At 62.4% G+C, this 22874-nt stretch carries 25 protein-coding genes and 1 pseudogene; 18 read left to right on the forward strand and 8 right to left on the reverse strand.

Annotated elements, in window-relative coordinates; all coding sequences use genetic code 11:
- Window positions 1–37: 37 nt before the first annotated feature.
- From D7S89_RS22300 to D7S89_RS22310, 3 genes are all read left to right on the forward strand, one after another.
- Window positions 38–454: a MarR family winged helix-turn-helix transcriptional regulator gene (locus D7S89_RS22300; RefSeq protein WP_121281034.1), complete on the forward strand. Its 417-nt coding sequence runs from the start codon at window positions 38–40 to the stop codon at window positions 452–454.
- Between the two features lie 18 nt (window positions 455–472).
- Window positions 473–2257: a chloride channel protein gene (locus D7S89_RS22305; protein WP_121281035.1), complete on the forward strand. Its 1785-nt coding sequence runs from the start codon at window positions 473–475 to the stop codon at window positions 2255–2257.
- Between the two features lie 238 nt (window positions 2258–2495).
- On the forward strand, window positions 2496–3623 hold the full coding sequence (locus tag D7S89_RS22310) for a hypothetical protein (protein ID WP_121281036.1): 1128 nt from the start codon (window positions 2496–2498) through the stop codon (window positions 3621–3623).
- A gap of 86 nt (window positions 3624–3709) precedes the next feature.
- On the opposite strand, the gene D7S89_RS22315 is transcribed toward D7S89_RS22310, so the two are convergent.
- Window positions 3710–4390: a helix-turn-helix transcriptional regulator gene (locus D7S89_RS22315; protein WP_121281037.1), complete on the reverse strand. Its 681-nt coding sequence runs from the start codon at window positions 4388–4390 to the stop codon at window positions 3710–3712.
- Window positions 4391–4668: 278 nt separating this feature from the next.
- On the opposite strand from D7S89_RS22315, the gene D7S89_RS22320 reads away from it, so the two are divergent.
- The 8 genes from D7S89_RS22320 (at window position 4669) to D7S89_RS22355 (ending at window position 10397) form a co-directional block, all read left to right on the forward strand.
- On the forward strand, window positions 4669–5361 hold the full coding sequence (locus D7S89_RS22320; protein WP_121281038.1) for a DUF2589 domain-containing protein: 693 nt from the start codon (window positions 4669–4671) through the stop codon (window positions 5359–5361).
- Between the two features lie 30 nt (window positions 5362–5391).
- On the forward strand, window positions 5392–6291 hold the full coding sequence (locus D7S89_RS27665; RefSeq protein WP_121281039.1) for a DUF2589 domain-containing protein: 900 nt from the start codon (window positions 5392–5394) through the stop codon (window positions 6289–6291).
- Window positions 6284–6730 carry a lysozyme gene (locus D7S89_RS22330; RefSeq protein ID WP_121281040.1) on the forward strand — a complete coding sequence of 149 codons (447 nt, stop codon included), beginning with the start codon at window positions 6284–6286 and terminating at the stop codon, window positions 6728–6730. The genes D7S89_RS27665 and D7S89_RS22330 overlap by 8 nt, the downstream gene beginning before the upstream one ends.
- Window positions 6731–6756: 26 nt before the next feature.
- Window positions 6757–7248 carry a hypothetical protein gene (locus D7S89_RS22335; protein WP_147426739.1) on the forward strand — a complete coding sequence of 164 codons (492 nt, stop codon included), beginning with the start codon at window positions 6757–6759 and terminating at the stop codon, window positions 7246–7248.
- Window positions 7249–7438: 190 nt separating this feature from the next.
- Complete coding sequence (locus D7S89_RS22340; protein ID WP_121281042.1) at window positions 7439–8062, forward strand: hypothetical protein; 624 nt, start codon at window positions 7439–7441, stop codon at window positions 8060–8062.
- Between the two features lie 135 nt (window positions 8063–8197).
- Window positions 8198–8815 (forward strand): hypothetical protein, encoded by a 618-nt coding sequence (locus tag D7S89_RS22345; protein WP_121281043.1) that lies wholly within the window; start codon window positions 8198–8200, stop codon window positions 8813–8815.
- A gap of 76 nt (window positions 8816–8891) precedes the next feature.
- Window positions 8892–9509 carry a hypothetical protein gene (locus tag D7S89_RS22350; RefSeq protein WP_121281044.1) on the forward strand — a complete coding sequence of 206 codons (618 nt, stop codon included), beginning with the start codon at window positions 8892–8894 and terminating at the stop codon, window positions 9507–9509.
- 588 nt (window positions 9510–10097) lie between these two features.
- The gene (locus tag D7S89_RS22355; protein ID WP_121281045.1) at window positions 10098–10397 is read left to right on the forward strand and encodes a hypothetical protein; all 300 of its coding nucleotides are present in this window, start codon (window positions 10098–10100) and stop codon (window positions 10395–10397) included.
- A gap of 24 nt (window positions 10398–10421) precedes the next feature.
- Here D7S89_RS22355 and D7S89_RS22360 read toward each other — a convergent pair whose 3' ends face one another.
- Both D7S89_RS22360 and D7S89_RS22365 read right to left on the reverse strand, forming a co-directional pair.
- Entirely contained in the window at window positions 10422–11807 is a 1386-nt protein-coding gene (locus D7S89_RS22360; protein ID WP_121281046.1) for an amino acid permease, read from the reverse strand.
- 231 nt (window positions 11808–12038) lie between these two features.
- Window positions 12039–12491, reverse strand: coding sequence for a universal stress protein (locus tag D7S89_RS22365; RefSeq protein ID WP_121281047.1), 453 nt, complete (start codon window positions 12489–12491; stop codon window positions 12039–12041).
- Window positions 12492–12689: 198 nt separating this feature from the next.
- On the opposite strand from D7S89_RS22365, the gene prpF reads away from it, so the two are divergent.
- The gene (gene prpF, locus D7S89_RS22370) at window positions 12690–13913 is read left to right on the forward strand and encodes a 2-methylaconitate cis-trans isomerase PrpF (RefSeq protein WP_121281048.1); all 1224 of its coding nucleotides are present in this window, start codon (window positions 12690–12692) and stop codon (window positions 13911–13913) included.
- Here prpF and D7S89_RS22375 read toward each other — a convergent pair.
- Window positions 13844–14926, reverse strand: coding sequence for an NAD(P)/FAD-dependent oxidoreductase (locus D7S89_RS22375; RefSeq protein ID WP_121281078.1), 1083 nt, complete (start codon window positions 14924–14926; stop codon window positions 13844–13846). The two genes, prpF and D7S89_RS22375, sit on opposite strands and share 70 nt — an antisense overlap.
- 246 nt (window positions 14927–15172) lie before the next feature.
- The gene (locus tag D7S89_RS22380; protein WP_121281049.1) at window positions 15173–16294 is read right to left on the reverse strand and encodes a porin; all 1122 of its coding nucleotides are present in this window, start codon (window positions 16292–16294) and stop codon (window positions 15173–15175) included.
- A 542-nt stretch (window positions 16295–16836) separates the two neighbouring features.
- Between D7S89_RS22380 and D7S89_RS22385 the strand changes: the two genes are divergently transcribed.
- Window positions 16837–17343, forward strand: coding sequence for a hypothetical protein (locus D7S89_RS22385; RefSeq protein WP_121281050.1), 507 nt, complete (start codon window positions 16837–16839; stop codon window positions 17341–17343).
- Window positions 17344–17388: 45 nt separating this feature from the next.
- Here D7S89_RS22385 and D7S89_RS22390 read toward each other — a convergent pair whose 3' ends face one another.
- On the reverse strand, window positions 17389–17778 hold the full coding sequence (locus D7S89_RS22390; RefSeq protein WP_121281051.1) for a VOC family protein: 390 nt from the start codon (window positions 17776–17778) through the stop codon (window positions 17389–17391).
- A gap of 411 nt (window positions 17779–18189) precedes the next feature.
- On the opposite strand from D7S89_RS22390, the gene D7S89_RS22395 reads away from it, so the two are divergent.
- Entirely contained in the window at window positions 18190–18549 is a 360-nt protein-coding gene (locus D7S89_RS22395; protein ID WP_121281052.1) for a DUF3564 domain-containing protein, read from the forward strand.
- A gap of 320 nt (window positions 18550–18869) precedes the next feature.
- Window positions 18870–19055, forward strand: coding sequence for a rubredoxin (locus D7S89_RS22400; protein WP_121281053.1), 186 nt, complete (start codon window positions 18870–18872; stop codon window positions 19053–19055).
- 204 nt (window positions 19056–19259) lie between these two features.
- On the opposite strand, the gene D7S89_RS22405 is transcribed toward D7S89_RS22400, so the two are convergent.
- Window positions 19260–19868, reverse strand: coding sequence for an alpha-ketoglutarate-dependent dioxygenase AlkB family protein (locus D7S89_RS22405; RefSeq protein ID WP_121281054.1), 609 nt, complete (start codon window positions 19866–19868; stop codon window positions 19260–19262).
- A 187-nt stretch (window positions 19869–20055) separates the two neighbouring features.
- Here D7S89_RS22405 and D7S89_RS22410 point away from each other — a divergent pair, with 187 nt between their 5' ends.
- Window positions 20056–20640 (forward strand): malonic semialdehyde reductase, encoded by a 585-nt coding sequence (locus D7S89_RS22410; RefSeq protein WP_121281055.1) that lies wholly within the window; start codon window positions 20056–20058, stop codon window positions 20638–20640.
- A gap of 73 nt (window positions 20641–20713) precedes the next feature.
- Here the strand turns inward: D7S89_RS22410 and D7S89_RS22415 are convergent, their stop codons facing one another.
- Window positions 20714–21037: a hypothetical protein gene (locus tag D7S89_RS22415; RefSeq protein ID WP_121281056.1), complete on the reverse strand. Its 324-nt coding sequence runs from the start codon at window positions 21035–21037 to the stop codon at window positions 20714–20716.
- A gap of 237 nt (window positions 21038–21274) precedes the next feature.
- Here D7S89_RS22415 and D7S89_RS22420 point away from each other — a divergent pair, with 237 nt between their 5' ends.
- Both D7S89_RS22420 and D7S89_RS22425 read left to right on the forward strand, forming a co-directional pair.
- On the forward strand, window positions 21275–22429 hold the full coding sequence (locus D7S89_RS22420; protein ID WP_121281057.1) for a metallophosphoesterase: 1155 nt from the start codon (window positions 21275–21277) through the stop codon (window positions 22427–22429).
- A 126-nt stretch (window positions 22430–22555) separates the two neighbouring features.
- Window positions 22556–22759, forward strand: a pseudogene (locus D7S89_RS22425) (amidohydrolase); the annotation flags it as partial.
- Window positions 22760–22874: the final 115 nt, after the last annotated feature.

The raw sequence follows: 22874 nt of genomic DNA on the forward strand, positions 1-22874 counted from the left end.
GATATAATTGAACGTTTCGACATCCTGACGATATGCCATGAAAGCACAGGCCCCACGCACGCTGGCCAAAACCGATTTCGAGCAGCTCTCCGAGTTCCGCTACCAGATGCGGCGCTTCGAGCGCTTCTCCGAACGTGCCGCGCAAAGCGAAGGCATCACGCCGCTGCAATATCTGCTGCTGTTGCACGTGAAAGGCTATCCGGGCCGCGAATGGGCGACGATCGGCGAGCTTGCCGAGCGCTTGCAGGCACAGCATCACGGCGTCGTTGCGCTCGTTTCGCGTTGCGAAGCGCTCGATCTGGTCAAGCGCAAAACCAGCGAAACCGACCGCCGGCAAGTCGAGGTGCATTTGCAAAAGGCCGGCGAAACGGTGCTCACGCGGCTCGCGGCATTGCACCGCGCCGAGTTGAACTCATTGCGGGGCGCGTTCAACGTGCCCCAGATAGATTTCTAAATCATAGTAGGCACTCTCATGAGTACGCATACGCATAAGCGAGACTTTTCACCTAACGCCAGGCTGCCCGGCATTTGTGCCTTGGCGGTCGTCATCGGCATGCTCGGCACTGTCGCTGCGTTCGTGCTGCTCAATCTGATCCACCTGTTCACGAATCTGTTCTTCTACGGCACGTTCTCGTTCGCCGATCACTCGCCGGCCGCCAACACATTGGGGCCGTGGGTCGTGGTCGTGCCCGCGCTCGGCGGCTTGGTCGTGGGACTCATCGCCCGCTTCGGCTCCGAGAAGATCCGGGGCCACGGGATTCCCGAAGCGATCGAAGCCATCCTGTTCGGCAAGAGCCGCATGTCGCCGAAGGTTGCCGTGCTCAAGCCGCTGTCCTCGGGCATCGTGATCGGCAGCGGCGGGCCGTTCGGCGCCGAAGGGCCGATCATCATGACGGGCGGTGCGCTCGGCTCGCTGATCGCGCAGTGCGTGAAGGTCACCGCGGCCGAACGCAAAACACTGCTCGTGGCCGGCGCCACGGCGGGCATGACGGCGGTGTTCGGCACGCCCGTCGCCGCCGTGCTGCTCGCGGTCGAGCTGCTGCTGTTCGAATGGCGGCCGCGCAGCTTCCTGCCCGTCGCACTCGCCTGCGCCGTCGCCGGCTTCCTGCGTGCGGCATGGTTCGGCACGGGGCCCCTGTTTCCGCTCGAAACGGCGCCGCCCGCCGCGATCTCGCTCGTCTCTTGCGTGATCGCGGGGCTCGCCAGCGGTGCGCTCGCCTCGAGCTTGTCCCTCGGTCTGTACAAGACCGAAGACCTGTTCGGCAAACTGCCGCTGCACTGGATGTGGTGGCCCGCGCTCGGCGGCCTGGCCGTCGGCATCGGCGGCTACTTCGAGCCGCGCGTGCTCGGCGTCGGCTACGACGTGATCGGCGACCTGCTGCATCAGCACATCGCCTTGCAGATCGCAGTCGCGATCCTGCTCGTGAAGGCGATCGTCTGGGTCATCGCGCTCGGCTCCGGTACCTCGGGCGGCGTGCTTGCTCCGCTGTTGATGCTCGGCGCAGGCCTTGGCATCGTGCTCGGCCCCGTGCTGCCCGGCCATCAGCCCGCACTGTGGCCGCTCGTCTGCATGGCCGCGACGCTCGGCGCGACGCTGGGCGCCCCGCTCACGGCGATCGTTTTCGCGTTCGGCCTCACGCACGACAGCAATGCACTGCTGCCGCTGCTCACTGCCACGCTCGTCGCGCATGGTTTCTCGACCGTCGTGATGCCGCGCTCGATCATGACCGAGAAGATCGCACGGCGCGGCTATCACATCTATCGCGAGTACGGCGTCGATCCGCTCGAGCGTCACTTCGTCGATGAAGTCATGACGCGCTCGGTCGAAACGATCGACGGCTCGCTGCGCGTGCAAGAAGCGCTCGCGACGTTCTTCGGCACGAGCCAGACGCACCGCGCCTATCCGGTCCTCGACGGCGACCGCCTGATCGGCATGGTCGATCGCGCCATGCTGGTCTCGCTCAACGACGACGCCAGCGGTTTCGGCCCCGACACGCCGCTCGCGCAAGCGCTGGCGGGTCGCTCGTTGTCCGTGGCGCTGACGCATGAGACGTGCCGCATCGTCGCGACGCGCCTCGCCGTGCACGAACTCGAACGCCTGCCCGTCGTCGCCGATCGGCACTCGATGCGGCTTGCCGGCATCGTCTCGCGCAGCGACCTCGTGAAGCCCGCGCAGGCGCACTTCGACGAAGAACACAAGAGAGAGCGTTTCCGGCGCCTCGCGCTGCGCGGCTTGCGGCGTCGCCCCGAAGCGTAACGCGCGCCGGGACAAGCGCGCCGGGACGCACCGACACCCGGCGCTGCATGGCCGCCCACATACGGGCGGCCATTTTTTTAGACGGGCGCCGCGCCTCACGGCCCATCCTTCACAGGGTCTTCGCCCTCCTGCTTTCGCATGACTTCCGTCGCATTGCCCGCGCGTGTCTCATAAGCGCAAAGTGCAGCCGAAGCCGGCGTCAAGCCGGTCCTTTCTGCTCACTTCAAGGACGACGATCATGCATCTGCACCTGCTCGGGCCGCGGCGCAAAGGCATGCCACCTCGCGGCACCGCGGACGCCGTCTCCCATCATGACGACGGCACCCACACCGATTCATCACACGCTGGCGCGTCGGACTCGCCAGCCCGCTCCGATACGCTAGATGCCCAGTTACGCAGCGAGTGCGACGCCATGGCCCGCTACGCGTTGCGGCACGGCCTGCCCGTTGCGCCCGACACGATCGCCGAACTGACGCGTCTCGTCGATGCGCGCGTCGGGACTCACGCCGAGCCGTCACGCGACGAAGCAAACCGCACCGCGCGTACGCTCGCGGTCATCCATCGCAAGCTCGCCTCCTCCATCGCACCGGCCACGCCCCAAGGCGTGCTGCTGCTCGATGCGCACTACCGGCGCGGGCATCCGCTCGCATGGCTGGGCCCCGTCCCGCTGATCCGCATGCTCAGCGCGGCAGCGATCCTGTTCCTCGCAGCCGTGATCGGCACGGGCTTGTCACACGATGTCTCGGCCAAAAACATCGAGCTCGGGCTGCTCGATGCAAGCGGCACGAGCCTGCTGTGGAACACGATGTTCCTGCTCGCGTGCGCGGGCCTCGGCGCCTCATTCGCCGCGCTATTCCAGGCGCATCGCTACGTCGCCGAATGCATCTACGATCCGAAGTACGACGCCTCCTACGCCGCGCGCTTGATCCTCGGCCTGATCGCAGGACTCATCCTCGTCGAGTTGCTTCCGCCGCACCTGTTCGACAACGGCACCATGCACAGCTTCGGCAAGCCGGCGCTCGCGATGCTGGGCGGCTTTTCGGCAACGGCTGTGCATCGTCTGCTGCATCGGCTCGTCGACACGCTCGACACACTCGTGCGCGGCGATCCATCCGCAGGCGTACAAGCCACACGCGACGTTCACCGGGCACAAGCCGCCCACGAGCGCACGCAACTACAGGCAGAACTCGCGGCCAATCTCCTCGAGCTTCAGCAAACACTCGATGCCACGCACTCACCCGAGCAGGTGCGGCAGCGTCTTGCCGAACTGACCCGCTCGATGCTGTCGGCCGACACGATGCGCGCGACGCCCGACGCCGTCAAAGCCGATACCTCGCGTGCCGCGGCGAATGAAAAGGATGACTAACCGCGTGCGGCGCGTTGCCACGACGCGCCGCATTGCCCTTGACGAACGATCGCCACACGTGCGCCATCGGCACGTCGCCCGTGCCGTCAATCGGCGCCGGCGAACGCCGCTCGCGCGAACGCCGGCGATTCGGCAGGGAAGCGCCGCGCGAGCCACAGCGCCGCCTCGGTCCGGTTGCTGACACCGATCTGCCTGAAGAGCGCATACAGGTGGTTCTTGATCGTGCCCTCCGCGACGTTCAACACACGGCAGATCTGCTTGTTCGACTTGCCTTCGGCCAACAGGCGCAGCACCTCGAGCTGACGCGGCGTCAGTCGCTCGAGCCGCCGCTCGGCGCTGCTTGCTTGCGGCCGCGCTGGCGGCTCGCCGCCCCCACGGTAACGCGACGGCAAATAGATGGCCCCCGATGCCACCTGGCGCAACGCCTCGGCGAATTCGTCGGCCGTGGCATGACGCTCGACGACTCCCGCGGCGCCCGCAAGCAACGCATCGGCAATCGCGTGACGGCCGCCAACGCGCACCACGAACAACCACGGCGCGTTGCCGAGCGCGTCTGGCAGCACGTTCGGCCAGCCGACCTGGGCTGCCGCCTCATCCCATTCGAGCGTGACCGCATCGATACCTGACTCCGGTATTTGGTCTCGCAAACGATAAACATCCTCCGGATTTTGCGCAGGCCAAACTTTCCAACTCTGATCAAGCTTGAGTAAGGCATCGGCCACTCCAGCTACGAATAAAGGCAAACTGTCGATCATCAGGACGTTCATTTATGCGCTTCCCTCGCTAGCGAGATGCTCTATTAACGGCCCCGCGCGCATCTCTTTCGGTTGCTTTTTACCGCCGTTTTCTTCGAGACGCACTAGCACCGAAGGTCCATGACTGACGTTCTAATCCGAAAGGCCCTTGTGCCTTCCGGGTTCGCGCGGCCCTTTGGTCCAGTGTCCCCGGGCATGACCAGCGGCCTCTATGTCCATTTACCGGATCCCCGTAATTTGAACGGCGACAGCGTTATCGCGCTGCTCCATTCGATCACGGAGGGTTTCTCATGGAAGCGAATTTTATCGGGTCGGTGATCAACGCTTTGCCGATGGACCAAATGATTGCAGGCCCGTTGAAAGCGATGATTACCGCGCAAACACAGGCTGCAAAAAGCTACGCCGACTTTCTGATGCAGGTGTGCATTCAGGATGGTAAAGCCGTCGCCGTGCAATTCGATTATGACGAGACGCTCGTCGACGAAAGCGGCGTATCGAAGGGCGTCGTGCAAAAAACCATGCGCATCCCGTTGCTCGCGGCAATCGTGCACCCGATCATCGCCATCGAGGAGGGTACGATCGACTTCGAGCTCGAAATCACCCAGTCGGAGAAATCGTCCTCGTCCACCGAAGGCAGCGGCGAATTCCAAACGAAAATCGGCTGGGGCCCGATCAGCGTCAGCATCTCGGGGCGTGTCTCGCACAAGTCGGAGCAGACGCGCAGCACCGACACGCGCGCCAAGTACTCGATCCACACGCAGGTGAAACGTCAGCCGCCGCCGGAAGCGCTGATGCGCGTCATCGATTTCTTGACCGATGCCGCGACCAAGCCGGTCGTCACCGCCGACAAGGCGAAAGACGTGAAGGCGCTGCCGCCCACCCCAACGGACGGCAAGATGATCGGCGAGAAGAGCGCCGCCACTCCGTCCGCCACGCCTGACTCGTCGGCATCGAGCGGCCAGACGCAAGCAACGACGCAGTAGGCGCATTCCGACACCTGACGAGAGGACGATATGTTCAAGCTCTTCAGGCGGCACCGCGCTCAAGCGTCAGCGACTCGCGTCGACGATGCACCACCGGGCGGCGAGCCCGGTGGTGCAGGCGGTGCAACGTCGTCGACAGCCGCCCCCGAGGGGACGTACGCAGGCGAGCCGGATGCCGCGCGCAGCGCGCACGCAAGACCCGCCGCCGCGCCGACCTCCCTTGAAGACGACGACGATTGGAGCAAACCACCCGGCTCGCCACCCGAGTCGCCCCCGCCGTCCGGCTCGGGCGGCTCGGGCGGCTCGGGCGGCTCGGGCGGCTCGGGCGGCTCGGGTGGCTCGGGTGGCTCGGGTGGCACAGGCGAAAACGGCGGCGGCGGCTCCGACGGCGCATCGGGCCCGCCGCAGCGGCCCGAGCCGCCGCCTCCGCGCGGCTTGGCGCTCGACGAGATTGCGCGCGGCATGCAGCACGCAGCGGCGTCGGCCAATCAACTGCTGGCCCAGCAATACACGGCGATCCTCGATACGTTCTTCGACTCCGACGACACCGGCTTGCTGACCGCGCGCACCGTCGACCTCGCGCTGGACGCCGAACATACGATGCCGGTGCCGCTGGTCTCGCTCGTGACGCCGCGCGGTCTCGCGCTCGAAAAGATGGTGGTGCATCTGACGGTGCGTGGCGACTTCGCCGAAGCGATCCAGACGAACACTGGCGATCACCGCGCGCACTTCCACGTCACACTGGCCCCGCCGACCAAGCGCGCGACGGGCGACGGTCAGGTGGCCCGTCGCGATACCGAGCACATCGACATCGAAATGCACTTCGCGGCGCTCACGCCGCCCGAAGCCATCATGCGCGTGATCGACGAGTACACGCACCGGCTCGTGCCGCGCCCGCGGCAAGCCAACGAGGAGAAACCTCATGCTTGAGCACCCCGAGCGTACCGGCCCGGATGGTATCGACTTGATCAAACATTTCGAAGGGTTGCGTCTCACACGTTACCTCGACGCAGTCGGCAAGCCCACGATCGGCTACGGCCACTTGATCCTGCCGAACGAAAAGTTCGCTGCCGCTTTGACGACCTCCGCCGCCGAAAGCCTGTTGAAGCAGGACTTGCGCAAACATGAGCTCGCCCTGCGCAAGCTCGTACGTGTGCCGATCACGCAGCAGCAGTTCGATGCGCTGATGGCCTTCGTCTTCAATCTCGGCCCGGGCCGCCTGCAGTCGTCGACGCTGTTGCGTTGCGTCAACGCGAGTCAGTTCAAGAACGCGGCCGACCAGTTCCTTGTCTGGAACAAAGCCGGCGGCAAACCGCTTGCCGGACTGACCCGACGTCGACAGGCCGAACGCAAGCTGTTCCTCTCCTAACCCGGGTAACGGAGGAATCCTGCGCCATGAAACCCATTCGATGCCCTGGTCCGGGCAGATTCGTCATGTCCTGCGCACTGGTGGCGACGGTCATATCGATTGCCCTCGCCTCAGCGCATGCCGACGAAGCGGAACCGCTTGCGTGCCGTGTCGAGGTCAACCAGATCAACGATGCGCTGAGGACACAACGTGCGCCAACGCTTTGTCCGTCATGCGCCGAACGCCTCGAGCAAGCGCTTGCGAGCCTCTATGGAGAAGGCCGCTTGCCGCGCTTTTACCAGTCTGCCGGCACCGTCGCCTGGAACGACCCACAGAGCCGCCCGCTCCTCTTGATCGGCAAAAGCTTGGCGGGGATGGACGCGGGCCTCGATCTGGCCGCCGACATCGACAGCGGCTACGGCCCGCGTGGCAGCCTGCGTCTGCTCTATACGAGGCACAACGAGCCGATCGCCGTCGCGACCGACGATCGGCGCGTGTTCCTTCCTGTCATCTACTGCTCGGGTTCGTCAACGCCGTGAGCACAGCGGCGCTCGCCGCCCCATGACCGACGTCACAGACTCAGTGGCCCATGACGCCATCCGTGCCGTGCGCTCTATTCATCGCAGGGCACACGGCCCTTACGCTGCATGAACCGATACAGCTGACGCATAAGACCTCTAGACAGGAGCGCTTTCGATGAACAACGACACTATTAGCGCGGAGTAGAACATGAACATCCAGCTCAGGTTCATCAACCGCTCGAACGACTGCAACACCAGCAGCGTCGTGCTGTTTCAGCGCGACACCGTGCCCGATTTCGACGAGTTCGCCATTGCATGGCATGTCATCCGCTATTGCGGCCGCGACTGCATCCACCCTTTTGTCTACTCGACCGACGTCGAGATCGCACTGAGCGACGACCACGGCAACTTCTCGCCGCGCCTGGCTGCGGCAAACGGAACGCGCCTGGCGATCGCCGCGCAACCCAACGGACGGCCACGTCTGTCGTATGCGCGCGATGGGGCGGCAGCCCAAACCGATATCGAAGTCGCCAATCAGATGGTGCGCGGGGCGGTCAACGTCAACGCATTCAACTCGGGGCGACTGATCGCCTCGAAGTCCGCCGTCGCACCGGGGCAAAAGGCGCTGTTCCAGTTCCAGCCCGTGTTGTGGATCGGCGTCGCATCGCAGATCGAAGAAGGTCACGCACTCGATTCGGCCGTGCTCTCGAGTGAGAACCTCGAGCTACCGCTCGCGGGCATCGCCAGTGCCGACATCGTGCTCACGGGCGGTGGCGGCGGCACCGCGGCACAACCGTTCCATTTCGAGCTCGAGAACATCGTGCGCTTGTAGCCCCGTGACTGGACGCGCCAGACGCGCGCCCTCCTCCGTTTTCGTTCGAACCCAGTTTGACGACCTGTGCCACGCACAGGCCGGTGGCAAGGTGCGCGGCAAACCCATTGCCGTTTTTTAACCAAGGAGCAATAGATGGACATCCAATTGAACTTCATCAACCGGTCTAACGACGCGAACAACTCGAACATCGTCATCTTCCAGAAGAATGTCGCGACCGATTTCGACGAACTGCACATCGCGTGGAAGGTCATCCGCAACTGCGGCCAGGGCGACAACCATCCGTTCGCGTATCCGATGGCCATGACGGTCAGCTCGAGCGACAGCTACGGCAACTTCATGCCCCAGCAGGACGCGACGAACGGGCAAGTGTTCCAGGTCACGCGCGCGCCGTCGGGCGATGTGCTGCAGTTGACCTCGCAGCCCGGCGCGAGCAAGGAAGTGCAGGTGCGCAACGATCTGCCGCAAGGCGCCTGCAACGCGACGATCTACAAAGGCGGCAGCCCGCTTGCCGTGAAGACGTCGATCGCGCCGGGTCAAAAGGCCGTGTTCGAATTCAAGCCGACGGTATGGATCGGCGTGGCTTCGCAGATCGAAGAAGGCGAGCTGATGAATTCGGCCGTGATCTCCGACATCAACACCGAGATCTCGTTGTTGGGCTTGAAGAGCGCCGACATCGTCATGACCGGCGGCGGCCCCGGCCGACTGTCGCGGCCCTTCACGTTCACGCTCGAAAACGTCGTGATGGCGTAACCGGCAGCTCGCTTGCGCGCGCTCGCTCACTGCGCGCTCCCCATTCAGGACGAACAGACAACAGGCAGGGTTAGCGATGGACATCAAACTCAACTTCATCAACATGTCGAACGACGTCAACAACACGCAGATCGTCGTGTTTCAGAAGAACGTATCGACCGACTTCGACGAGCTTTCCGTGGCATGGAAGGTCATCAGCAATTGCGGCCGCAGCGCCAATCACCCGTTCGTGTTTCCGATGCAGACGATGGTCACCGCGAGCGATTCGGACGGCAACTTCATGCCGAAGAAGATCTCGCAGAACGGGCAGCTGTTCACGGTGGCGCGTTCGCACTCCGGCAACGTGCTCGCGGCAACGGGCGTCGCCCCCACCTCGCGTGAGGTGCAGGTGCGCAACGATCTCGGGTCGGGGGCAATCAGCGCGTCGATCTTCAAGGACAACCGTCTGCTCGCCACGAAGACGGGCATCGCGCCGGGTCAGAAGGCCGTGTTCGAATTCAAGCCGACGCTGTGGATCGGCACGGCCTCGCAAGTCGAGGAAGGCAAAGTGATGAACTCGGCCGTGATCTCCGACATCAACACCGAGCTGTCGTTGCTCGGCGTCGCGAGCGCGGACATCGTCATGACCGGAGGTGGCGCCGGCACCAGTGCCCAGCCCTATCTGTTCGCGCTGCAGAACGTGGTGATGGGCTGATTCGCAGGCTGTCGCCCCATGGGTTCCATTGCCGTTCGCTCTTGCGGCATTGGAACCCACTCTGCGTGGCGACCCGAATACGCGCAATGACGATTACTCGACAATATGGAAAACCCTAGCGGAAAAATGTTCCGTTTCACGAACAAATTAGGGGAATTCATTACCCATAATCGGTTGTATGTGAATCGGCAGACGCCTAGAATTCATCACACGAAAACAAAAAACGTGAAACGGTTTAATCGGGGAGATGCCTGGAGACAGGGGCGCGAGGGGGAAAGTGCAGGTCTGGCGAATGAATGCAGTCAAATGCGGTTGCTCGTACGGGACCGTACATTCGCGGCGCGATGGGGAGCACGAAAATATGCGGACGTAAGAATAAGCGCATTACGCGCGAAAGACATGTCCCATATCGTGTGCGTCAATGACGGGGCACAACATAACTATCAGCGAAACGGGGTACCGACTGCAGGTCCGTCGCGATTCCGCGCGGTCATCGGCTTAAAGCGCCGCCCAAGACCAAAGCGGAAAATCGGGCCTCAGTCGGTTTCGCAACGCTGGAAAGATAAACGCCCTCAGGGGAGGCGAAAAATGGATATCCTCGATATCGCCACGCAGGCCGGCCTGCAAGTTCTGCTCGATGCCCGCATCGGCAACGAGACCTATCACAGCGTCTGTGGCTCGCTCACGGCATTGCAGCGTTTCGCTGACGCAGTCAGTGCAGCGGCACGCGCCGAATCGCTCGAACACGCCCGCTCGGATCAACCGCGTAACGCGCCGCCCCACCATCGCTCGCCGATGCGAACGGCTCGCGCGCGACGCGTGGCGCGCCACCGTGCCGATGCGGCACGCGCGGGTTCCGTCGACAGAGGCACCCGCGCGAGCACTTGAGCTCGTAGAACCTTGGTCGCCGCGTCAGCGGCTCGCCACGCTCGTCGGCATTGCGTTGGCCGAACGGCGGCGCTTCATTGCGTGACCGATCCACATCACGGCGAGCCACACCGGCACGAGCCAAACGGAAACGGACAGGCCCGGCGTCATCGCGAGAATGACGAGCACCATCGCCATGAACGCGAGGCAGACCCAGTTGGCGAGCGGGAACGCGATCGACTTGAACACGAGCGTCTGCCCTGCCGCCACCATCGCCTTGCGCGCTTTGAGGTGCGTGAGGCTGATCAGTGCCCAGTTGATGACGAGCGCGGCGACGACGAGCGCCATCAGGATGTCGAGTGCCTGCGCCGGCATCACGTAATCGATGATCACGCATGCGAACGTCGCGACCGCGGACAGACCGATAGCCATATACGGCACGCCGCGCCGATCCACCTTCAGCAGCGCGCGCGGGGCATTGCCTTGCTCGGCCAGGCCGTACAGCATGCGGCTGTTCGCATAGACGGAGCTGTTGTAGACGGAAAGCGCCGCCGTCAGCACGACGACGTTGAGCACATTGGCCACCGTGCCCGCGCCGATTTGCGAAAAGATCATCACGAACGGGCTGCCGCCTTGCGCGACTTCGTTCCACGGGTGCAGCGACAGCAGCACGACGAGCGAGCCGATGTAGAAAATCAGGATCCGGTAGATGACCTGATTCACGGCTTTCGGAATCGTGCGGGCCGGATTGTCGGCCTCCGCCGCCGTGATACCGATCAGCTCGAGACCACCGAACGAGAACATGATGACGGCCAGCGTCATGAACAGGCCATGGAAGCCATGCGGGAAGAAGCCGCCCTCGGCCCAAAGATTCGTGATCGAGGCCTGCGGACCGCCGTGGCCGCTTGCCAGCAGGTAGCCGCCGAACACGATCATGCCGATCACGGCCACGACCTTGATGATCGCAAACCAGAACTCGGTCTCGCCATACGCCTTGACGTTCGCGAGGTTGATTGCATTGATCGCGACGAAGCACACGAGCGCCGACACCCAGGTCGGCACGGCCGGCCACCAGAAATGCACATACGTGCCGACCGCCGTCAGTTCGGCCATGCTCACGAGTACGTAGAGCACCCAGTAATTCCAGCCCGACAGGAAGCCCGCGAAGTCGCCCCAATACTTGAAGGCAAAGTGGCTGAACGAGCCCGCTACCGGTTCCTGAGCGACCATCTCGCCGAGCTGGCGCATGATCAGAAAGGCGATGACACCACCGATCGCATAACCGAGGATCATCGAAGGGCCGGCCGCCTTCAGCACGCCGGCCGAGCCTAGGAACAAACCGGTGCCGATTGCGCCACCCAGCGCAATCAATTGGATATGGCGATTTTTCAGCCCGCGCTTCAAGCCATCGTGCTCGATAGGACTCGTCAAAACAAACCTCCTGATGGGAATGCTTTTATGGCTATTCAGGGCCTGTTCACGCTGACAACAGACCCTCACCCCGGCCAGCTTGCACACGACCGAGGCAAAGCCGAATATTGTACGTATCTCAAAACGCAGAAGACTACTGAGGCGAACCCGAAGTTCGCAACTGCCCCCGGGGGCATCGACGAGACGTCGATCCGAGCCCCCGCGCCGTCACAGCTGCCGTCGATCGCCTATCTATTCCTCGCCGTTACGCAACAGCAGCAACGGTACGGCGGTTTCACGCAACAGCGCCTCCACGACGCTGCCCGCGAACAGACGCCGCAAACCGCCCCGCTCGTCGGCGTGCATGACGACGACGTCCGCATCGAATTCGTCGAGCGCGCGCAAGAGCACGGTCGCGACACTTTCGCCGTATGAATCGATCGCGCGCACGCTGCCCTGCACGCCGGTTGCCGTAAAGCGCGTGCGCGCCTCGTCGAGCGCGAGCGTGGCTGCTTCACTGGCGGGATCGTTTGGCCTTGCTTGCTCGGCAAATCCACCGCCGATGTCGACGAGTTGTGACCGATGCTCGACGACGAACACCGCCTGCACGTCAGCATGCGTGACCCGCGCGAGCTTGACTGCTTCTTCGAGCGCACGCCGTGCGCCCTCGCTACCATCGACGAGCACCATGACTCGCTGATACATGGCATTCTCCCTGGCTCTGCGCCGCATGTTGCCCACGCAACGTGGCGACGCGCTTTCCGAACGTCCGGCCTGATCCAGTATGGTTTCGATTGTGACGCCGTTCAACTGTCCGGATTAGGAGTCCCTGCATGCTATGTGGACGTTCATCGTCAGCACTGGCGCGCACTATTCAGGCCAGGTCAGCAAGGAGGTAAGTCAGTGCCCCAGTACAAGATTCCCGCCGTCTACATGCGAGGCGGCACGAGTAAGGGTGTGTTTTTCACGGCCGACAGCCTGCCGCTCGACGCCGCGCTACGCGATCGCATCCTGCTGCGCATCGTCGGCAGCCCCGATCCTTACGAGAAGCACACCGACGGCATGGGCGGCGCCACCTCGAGCACGAGCAAGGTCGTACTCGTCGGTCCATCGTCGCGAGACGATTGCGACGTCGATTACCTGTTCGGCGCCGTTTCGATCGATCAGCCCGTGATCGACTGGTCGGGCAACTGCGGCAATCTCAGCGCGGCCGTCGGCCCGTTCGCGATCGCGCGCGGACTCGTGCCGGCACCGCGCGACGGCGTCGCCACCGTACGCATCTGGCAAGCGAACATCGGCGCAAAGATCGTCGCGCAGGTGCCGGTGAAAGACGGCGAAGTCGAAGAGGAAGGCGATTTCGAGCTCGATGGCGTGACGTTTCCAGCCGCGCCGATCCGCCTCGAGTTTCTCGACCCGGCAACCGGGGATGGCGACGGCGAAGCTGGCAGCCTATTCCCGACCGGTAACGTCGTCGATGTGCTCGACGTACCCGGCCATGGCCACTATCGCGCAACGTTGATCAATGCGGGCAACCCGACGATCTTCATCGATGCCGATGCGCTCGGCCTGCACGGCAACGAGATGCAACCCGACATCAACGACGATGCCGCGCTGCTTGCCAAATGCGAAGCGATCCGCGCGCATGCGGCCGTGCGGATGGGCCTCGCGTCCAGCGCACACGAAGCCACGACCCTGCGCCCCGCTACGCCGAAGCTCGCCTTCGTCGCGCGACCGCGCGCCTATACCGCCTCGAGCGGCAAGCACGTCGACTCATCGATGATCGACCTCAACGCGCGCATCTTGTCGATGGGTAAGCTCCATCACGCGATGACGGGCACCGGTGCGATCGCGATCGCCGTCACGGCGGCCATACGCGGCACGGTCGTCGGTGCATTGCTCCGCGAGCGCGAACGGGCACAGGCTGCCGAAGCAAGCACAGTGCGCTTCGGTCATCCATCAGGCGTGATGTCGGTCGGAGCACAGGTCAACGAGCACGACGGCGCATGGGTGGTGACGAAAGCCGTCATGTACCGCAGCGCACGCCGGCTCATGGACGGTCACGTGTTCGTGCCGTCGTCGGTCGCCGGAACGGAGCCCAGGATGCGCTCGGACAACTTGGTGTCGTAGCTCGAGTGCACATGCATGCGCTTCTTGTCGGGATAGGCATAGGTGTAGGCCTTGCGTAGCGCGAGCGAGGCCTCGTGAAAACCCGACAGAATGAGCTTTTGCTTATTCGGATAGAGCGCGATGTCGCCGACCGCAAAGATGCCGGGGCGCGAGGATTCGTAGTTTGAGGTGTCGACGGTGACGCGGCCCGCGCGGATGTCGAGCCCCCAGTCGGCGATCGGTCCGAGATCGGCCACGAGTCCATATAGCGCGACGACGTGATCGGCGTCGATCGCCGTTGCCCCGCCGATCTGCTTGATCTCGACGGACTGCAATGTCCCGCCCGGCGCGTTGAGTGACGCAATCGTACCGATCACGATGTCGAGCTCGCCTGCTTGCGCAGCGCGCTTGAGCTCGCCGACCGACGCTTCGGCCGCGCGAAAGGTCTCGCGCCGATGAACGACCGTGACGCGCTTGGCCACGTCGCGCAGGGCCAGCGCCCAATCGACCGCCGAGTCACCGCCGCCCGCCACCACCACGCGCTGCCCTTCGAACATGGCGCGCTTGCGCACGGCGTAGTGCACGTGCCGCCCTTCGAGTGCGGGCGCCTCATCGAGCACGAGACGCTGCGGCACGAATGCGCCATTGCCGGCCGACAGCAGCACGGCAGCGGCTTCGAACACGAGCCCCTGCTCGGTGGTGACGACCCATCGCTTGTCTTCGTCACGTTGCTCGACGCGCATCACGCGCTGCCCCAGATGAATCGGCGGCTCGAATGGCTGGCACTGCTTCATCAAGCGCTCGACGAGCTCGCGCGCGGTGCAGACAGGGAGAGCGGGAATGTCGAAGATCGGCTTTTCCGGATAGAGCTCGATGCACTGGCCGCCGATTTCGTCGAGCGCATCGACGATATGGCAAGACAGGCCGATCACACCGGCCTCGAATGCGGCGAAAAGGCCGACTGGTCCCGCGCCGATGACCAGCACGTCGGTACGCAGTGGGCCATTGCCAATGGTCGATACAGCCTCGTCCACAATCGCTCCTCGATGACGAAAAACGCACGTGAAAAACGTCAGGCATGCGAACCGAATCGGCGAAACCCGATCGATCGGCACGGTTTCGATAAGACGAAACCAGTATACGGTTTGCTACAAATGCGCGCGCAGTGGCCTGGGAGGCAGTAGGGGCAACTGAAACGTCGTGAGCGGCTTGGAGCGCGCGCAATAAAAAAGGCGCCGCTTGCGCGGCGCCTTTCAGGCAATCAAACCAGCGTGATCGCTTTAGAAGCGGTGACGCAGGCCAACCGTTACCGAGGTTTGGCTTTGACCGCTAGCTGCGCCGTTGCCCAGGTCGCCGCTGTAGATCTGAGCGTTTGCGTTGGACGAAGCACGTTGGTACACAGCTTGCGTGTACACGTCGGTGCGCTTCGACAGCGCGTAGTCAGCTTGTGCGCCAACTTGGTTGAAGTGCGCCTTGGCGTCGCCCTGCACCGTGCTATGCAGCGACGTGTAGGTGTACGCCACGCCCAGGCCCAGTGCCGGCGTCAGGTTGTACTTGGCGTTGACTTCGTAGTTGCTCGAGGTCAGACCACCCGACACGCCTTGGATGTTGTCAGCACGGGCTTGCGTCCATGCCAGGCCAACTTGAGCCGGGCCGAATGCGTAGCTTGCGCCCACGCCGTACTCACGAGCACGACCGCCCACTGCCTCGATGCCGGCCGGCACGTCCGTCGCGCCATTCTTCGTCATGCCAGGGTTGTTTTGCTGCGCGTAAGCTGCGCCAACACGCAGACCCTGGAATTGGTACGCTGCGCCGATGCTGTATTCACGGTTGTTCGCGAATTGGCCAGCCGTGTTCGAGAAGCCGTACGTAGCGCCAGCCGTGAAGCCAGCGTAGTTAGCGCTCGTGAACTTGATCGAGTTGTTGACAGCTGCGCCGCCGTTCGTGTTCAAGTTGTCGAAGTTGCCGAAGTGCGCGAACTGCGTGCCACCCCAGCTGCCCGTTGCGGTCAGCGGTGCGAGGTAGTCTTGCGCTGCGTCGAACTGACGGCCCAGCGTGACCGTGCCGTAGTTGCTCGACAGGCCGACGAATGCTTGACGGTTGAACTGGCCGCCGTTGTTGGCCAGCTTGCCGTTGTTCAGGTCAAAGCCGCTTTCCAATTGGAAGACTGCCTTCAGGCCGTTGCCCAGGTCTTCCGAGCCCTTCAGGCCCCAGCGGCTTTGGTCGATGCCGCCGCTGTTTTGTTGCCATGCAGCCTTGCCGCCGTTGCCGTTGGCCGTAGCGATGTTGCTCGTGTACGTGAGGCCCGCGTCGATCACGCCGTACAGGGTGACGCTGCTTTGTGCGTGAGCGGCGACTGCGAACGATGCGGAAACTGCCGCGACGATCAGGGTTTTTTTCATTAGAGAAGATCCCTTGTAAAACTGGCCATGCGACCAGGCTTAAAACAAGACGGCCGCATCACGACGCTGTTCTCACAGCGGCTAGTTTTAGCAAGGTGCTTAACCGTCCAACGAGCGCCGAGTCTACGTGTTGACCCTACGTAGGGTATACGCGGGATCTGCAACACCCTTTTGCGAATATTGCAACAATCCCGCGCCACACTCCGCCATCCCGTTGTTTTTATTGCTTTTTTTAGACGAACAGACTGCATCGTCGGTCTATCCAAAGAGCATGACGAAAGATGACAACCACAACAAAAGTTGCAAATCAACAACGTTTCTTTAATTAGGCCGTCATGAACCCGTGCGGCGGCGCCGACGTTGCCGCGCGCCGACCTCTGCGGTGGCGGATCGTGCCGATAGTCTCGCGTTGACCGCATCCTTACTCGGCCTATGCTCACCACACAGATAGAGATATAAGCGCGAACGCGACGCGCGGCCGTGTGCCAACGGCACCGACTGTGCAGCGAAGCCAATCCCTAGAACGCGGAAGTCGAGGAGCAATGAACGCCCAAGCGATAGCGGGCATCGCCCTGATGTGTTTCGCCGCGACCGTTTCGGCACAACGGCCGCTGACCTATCCCTTGCGCGGCCAAAGCCCGGGTGCGCAAGGCGTCGACGAAGCCTATTGCTACGGGCAAGCGAACACGAAAACCGGCGTCGACATGGCGCGCCAGCCGCAACGGCCGACGCGCCGCGAACCGATCGTGTTCGCCGCCGATGCCGGCCGTGGTGCGTCGGAGCCTCCGCTACCGACGCCACCGGAACGTAAGAGCGCCACGCCCTCCGCCCCCCATGCGCCTACGGCAGCAGCGTCCGCCTCGGCCGCTGCCATCGGCGCCTCGCCCGCTCCATCGGCGGGTTCGGGAGCGACGATGCCGCCCATCACGAACGATACGCGCGCGAGCGAGACCAAACTCCCCCCAGTACCGCCCCCTGAGCCGCCAATGACTACTTACTGGCGCGCGTATGGCGATTGCATGCAAGGCCGCGGCTATGGCGTGCGGTGACGATCCGCGGCCCGTGCTAGAGCGTGCGAAAGGAAAGCGTGTTTTTCAGCGAGCAAGCAGATAAGGCTGCGTCATGATCTCGAGCACGTGGCCATCGGGATCGTCGAAATAGACGCCACGCCCGCCGTTTTGGGTATAGATTTCGCCCGCGCGGTGCCTGCCCGGATCGGCCCAGTACGGCAAGCCTTTCTCGCGAATGCGCGCGAACATGCGATCGAACTGGTCTTCGCTCGTGAGAAACGCGTAGTGCTGCGAAGCGACCGACCCATGACTTCCGCGTTCGCAGAAGTCGAGCGAAACGCCATTGCCAAGCTCGACGACGAGCATCGGCCCGAACTCAATGGGGTCGGGCAACCCGAGAATGTCGACGAGAAACCGTGACGACACCTGCTTGTCTCGGCACCAAACGATCGTGTGGTTCAGTTCGACGGTCATGTCGCGCCTCCATGGGGGAATGTCGGGTGTGTCCCTCTTGGCCCCCACCACCGAACATCGAAAGTCGAGCGTCGAGAAAGACCGACAACGTCATAAGGATACGGCGGAACTCGCGCGAACATTTGTCAGATCGTTACACGCACCAAGGCAATTTCTCAGGACTCCTATTTTCATATCTTCATCAAGACCTCCGAAGCGTATAAGCCAAGCGGCCTCAGTCCGACTAGCACTCGATCGCGTGGATCGTTCGTTTGGGGCCGCAGCAAAAGAAGTGGCGTCGGCCAGCAAACTTACCTAAATTGAAAGAGCTGTCTGCCCACGATCCACACGATGGATAGTCAGGTAGGCAGCGGGAAGGGACGATCGAGCAGCCCACACACGCCAAAGAAGGCTTATCTGGAGCAACTTTCGATGAGGCTTACGATTCTGATTAACGGTTCCGATCCCACCGTCAACCACGACTATGCCGTCCTGTGGCTCGACACAGACGAGCGTGTGTGGTCCAGAGAATCGCACGACGGGATCGATCTTCCGCCCTGGGGCGAAGTGCACGACGAGAACGGCGAAACGCAGCTCTGTGCACCGAGCGCCGATACCCCACTATGCACGCTGAGCGGCCTTCACATCGACGGCGACCAGCACATCGCGGCAGCGCAAGGCGCCGCCGAATGGTCCGGCTCCCTCAAGTGCGCATTAATGGACGGTTTCTGGCGCCTTCAGGCCGTCGAACGAAAATCGGTCCTGCCGGAAAACAGCGTTTTCCGGCGCTGATGGGGCCCGCCCCCCATCCTTGGCAACGAGTAATTTTTGCCGCGAGCACGACGGGCGACAGGGAAATGTTTTACGCTTCATTACGAAACGCCCTTTGAGACACGTCCGTTGGTATAGTCCGCCTTGGCTATCTCGAGGCCAACCCTCCTAGGCCCGCTCGGCGTCATGCCGGCGGGCCGCTTTTTTTGCCCTTCCCCATCACACCCGCACGGCCCTCCTGCCAAAACTGGGCGGTTCCGATCTTGCGTCGTTTGTGGCAAAACTCTTAGTTGTCATTTAAATCGCATCGACATCGCGAACCACTTCCAGGAGTCACGTCAATGAGTACGCCAGCAGTCGGGTTGCGCACATGGATGTGCATCATTTGCGGTTGGATCTATTCGGAGGAAGATGGACTGCCGCGGGACGGCATCGCTCCCGGCACACGCTGGGAAGATATTCCGGGCAACTGGAACTGCCCGGAATGTGGCGTCGGGAAAGAAGAGTTCGAGATGGTGCAGATCTGAGCTGAGCGTAAGCCTGGCGCGGTCCAGCGCGGCCCCCCTAGCTGACGAAATGCTTTCGAAATTTCTCGATTGGTCGGTAGCGTCGATTGGTGGGCAGCGGAAAGTTTCTGCGCATAAAGTTTTTATTATTCAAACGATTGTTTGAATATCTGTTTAGGCGAGAAAATCCCTCCTTGGGTCGGCAACGCACGACAGACGGCGGCGTTACCTCGGCGTCACGAATCTGAACGTCAGATTGATTCGCTCACCGACCAGCCCGACAGCTTTGGGCACACGATGCCGCCATAACGCTTGGGTGCGCCCGCGCATCACGAGCAAGCTACCGCTGGTCAACTCGAACCGGCGCATGACCCCACTCTCGTTGTGGCGCAAGTCAAATCGGCGCGTAGCACCGAGACTCACCGACGCAATAATGGGCTCGGGGCCGAGTTCACGCTCTCGATCGGCATGCCACCCCATACTGTCGTCCCCGCTGCGATACCGATTCAGCAGCACACTGTTGAACCGTGCGCCTGTCGTAGCTTCGACTGCCGTTTTCAATTCGAGCACCGTGGGTGTCCACTCTGACGGAACATTGAGGATTCCTGAGTAAACGTAAATGGCGCCCGCATCGCCTTGCCAAGCCGTCAGCCGCGGCAACGGCTTGGGACCGCCCGGCGTGCCGATCGTATCCTGCTTCCAACCAACTTCGTCGATCAAGCGTGCGAGCGACGTTGCCGCTGCTGCCGACTCGAGCCAGTGCGGATACCAGTCCACCTCGGGCTGCACGACATCGGCCGAGGCCCATAAATCAAGCTGATTTGCGTCGCTCATGGCTTAGTTCAGTTGACGTTGCTCCGAGAAACCTCCGATTTTAGTCCGCGGTGCGAGGTTTCGACCTCGGCGTCGACCAGCGCCGAATGACGAACGCGTGCACCACACGTGTGAACCGCTTGAGCACGGTCGCGGCGCGCTATCATGGAGCGCTCTACACAACCACTTCTCGATACGATCGCTGACCATGAAGCTTTCCGACGACGCTCTGGACCAACTCTTTCGCACCGCACGTACGCACAACGGCTGGATTCCCAAACCTGTTGATGATGCGACGCTCAAGCAATTGGTCGAACTCCTGGAATGGGGCCCGACATCGGCCAATTGCAGCCCTGCGCGGTTCGTGTTCGTGAAATCGCAAGAGGCCAAGGAAAAGCTGCGCCCTGCGCTGTTGCCAGGGAATGTCGAAAAGACGATGGCAGCGCCGATCACGGTGATCGTCGGCATGGATATGGCCTTCTACGAGCATTTGCCGAAGCTGTTCCCGCATGCCGATGCGCGCAGCTGGTTCGTCGGCAACGACGCCCTCATTCAGGCCACGGCGTTTCGCAACTCCTCGCTGCAAGGCGCCTATTTGATCATGGCCGCCCGGACGCTGGGCCTTGACACAGGCCCCATGTCGGGCTTCGACGCCGCACAAGTCGAGGCGGCATTCTTCCCCGACACGACGGTGAAAGCCAATTTCCTGATCAATCTCGGATATGGCGATCCTTCGAAGCTGCATCCGCGCAATCCGCGCCTGACGTTCGACGAAGCGGCCCAAATCGTCTGACCGCAAGAGCGACCGCCGCTGCGACTGCATGCGGCGGCAACGGCCGCCGCCGCATCACCGAGATGTGCGCGAATTAAGTAAGCAGTGCGATATAAAACACGATCGCACCGATCAGCGCTCCGACGAAACAAAAACCCTCGCTCTCTCCCTCGCCGTCGGAGCGCAGCCAAGCCCCCACTGCGCCAAACAATCCGGCGATGCCGAGTGCGACGAAGACCATCACGACGTCGAATAGCGCGCTGCGGCTGATTTCGAGCACATCGATGCGGCGCACCAGGTAATACACACCGAGCGCCATCAGCGAGAGCGCCACGAGCGGCAGCATGACGTGCTTACCTTCGCGCCCGAGATGATGGTGATGATGCATCGGATGTAACGGCTTCCCTGTCTTCATCATTCGCCTCCTTGCTCCCCCGCCAGCTTATTAGCGTCGGATCCCGATCAAGAGTGCCATTGAATTAGATATTGTCTCGCAGCAAAGAATCCCCAACTGCGATAGGCTGGCTAGCACGCATCAAATGCTTGCCGATGCAATAGTGGCCGCGGATTGAAACGCCACGCGGTCAATTAACGTGCTTCGATTGTAGCGACGCCCGATCGCACCGGGTGCTCCGCGTTCACTTTCTTTCATTCTATGCGTCGCTCGTCTTTTCTGATTCGCGCAGTCGTCATCGGTGTGCTGCTTCACGTTTATGTCGGTCTGCGGCTGTTACCAGCGCTCCCCGCGCCGCTGTTCGTCAAAGTCCTGGCGGTACTGTGGCTGGTATTGTCGTGCGGGCTGATTCCACTGGGTGTGCTCGCACGGACGTTCGAGGATCATCCGCTCTCCGATCGCGTCGCGTGGATCGGCCTGATGGCGATGGGCTTCTTCTCGTCGCTATTCGTGCTCACGCTATTGCGCGACCTGCTGTTGGTCTCCCTGCTGGTGGCTAACGTGATATCTCCGCACGTCGTTCGATTCGAGACCTGGCGGATCGACACGGCGTTGGTCGCACCGCTTCTGGCCCTGCTGTCGACGGTTATCGGTTTTTTGAACGCCCGTCGACGCGCGAAAGTGGTGCCGATCGAGGTGCCGATCGACAATCTGCCCACCGAGCTCGAGGGGCTGACGATCGTGCAGGTCAGCGACATTCACGTAGGCCCGACGATCAAGCAGCGTTACGTCAACGCCATCGTCGACGAAGTGAACCGGCTCCAACCGGACGTCATCGCCATCACCGGCGACGTCGTCGACGGCAGTGTAGCGCAACTCGCGGCGCATACAGCGCCTCTTGGCCGCCTCAGTGCGCGATATGGCACGTATTTAGTGACGGGTAACCACGAGTACTACTCCGGTGCGACCGCGTGGATTACCGAATTCGAGCGTCTCGGCCTTCGCGTGTTGCTGAACGAACATGTAGTGCTGGAACACAACGGTGCGCGTTTCGTCATTGCTGGCGTCACCGACTATTCGGCGGAGCACTTCGACGCAGAGCACCGGAGCGACCCGTCCGCAGCGTTAGACGGCGCGCCGAAAAGCGTCGACCTCAAGGTTCTGCTTGCGCATCAGCCACGGACAGTCGAGGCCGCGGCAAAGGCCGGTTATACGCTCCAATTGTCGGGACATACGCACGGCGGCCAATTCGTTCCTTGGAATTTCTTTGTACGATTACAGCAGCCGTTCACTGCAGGCCTATCCCGGGTCGGTGATCTTTGGATTTATACGAGCCGAGGCACTGGCTATTGGGGGCCACCGAAGCGCCTTGGTGCTCCGTCGGAAATCACACGCCTTCGGCTTGTCAGGGCCTAATCAAAACCAGGCGATGGCGGCGATTTAAGTGAGGCGAACCGCGCTGCCCGTGCGTTCGCTGAGTAGCAATGGCTGGGTGCGGGTGGCCACGCTTGGTGCTTGGCGAGTCGCAGCACGCAGTGTCATTTTTCATTCATGCTGCTGGCGAAGCCAGGCTGCTATGCGTTCCTCGGCAATGGCGACGGCGCGCATCGCGAAACCGGACACGGCGCAGGCCCGTGCATGCTTCACAACGCCAGCTACGACTTCAACGATGAATTGCTGCCGGTTGGCTCGACGTATTGGGTGCGCTTGGCGCAGCGTTATCTGTCTTCGTCGGCAACGATTTGATTGGATTGGGGCGCATCGTGCTACTCGAGCGAGTAGCACGGGTAGCTTTAGCGGTGGGATCGAGTTTTTTGGGGCCGTAAAAGCACAAACCCCCGGGGCTTGAGTAAGCGCACCG

Origin of the sequence: Trinickia fusca (genome assembly GCF_003628145.1) — a bacterium.
Lineage (GTDB): Bacteria > Pseudomonadota > Gammaproteobacteria > Burkholderiales > Burkholderiaceae > Trinickia > Trinickia fusca.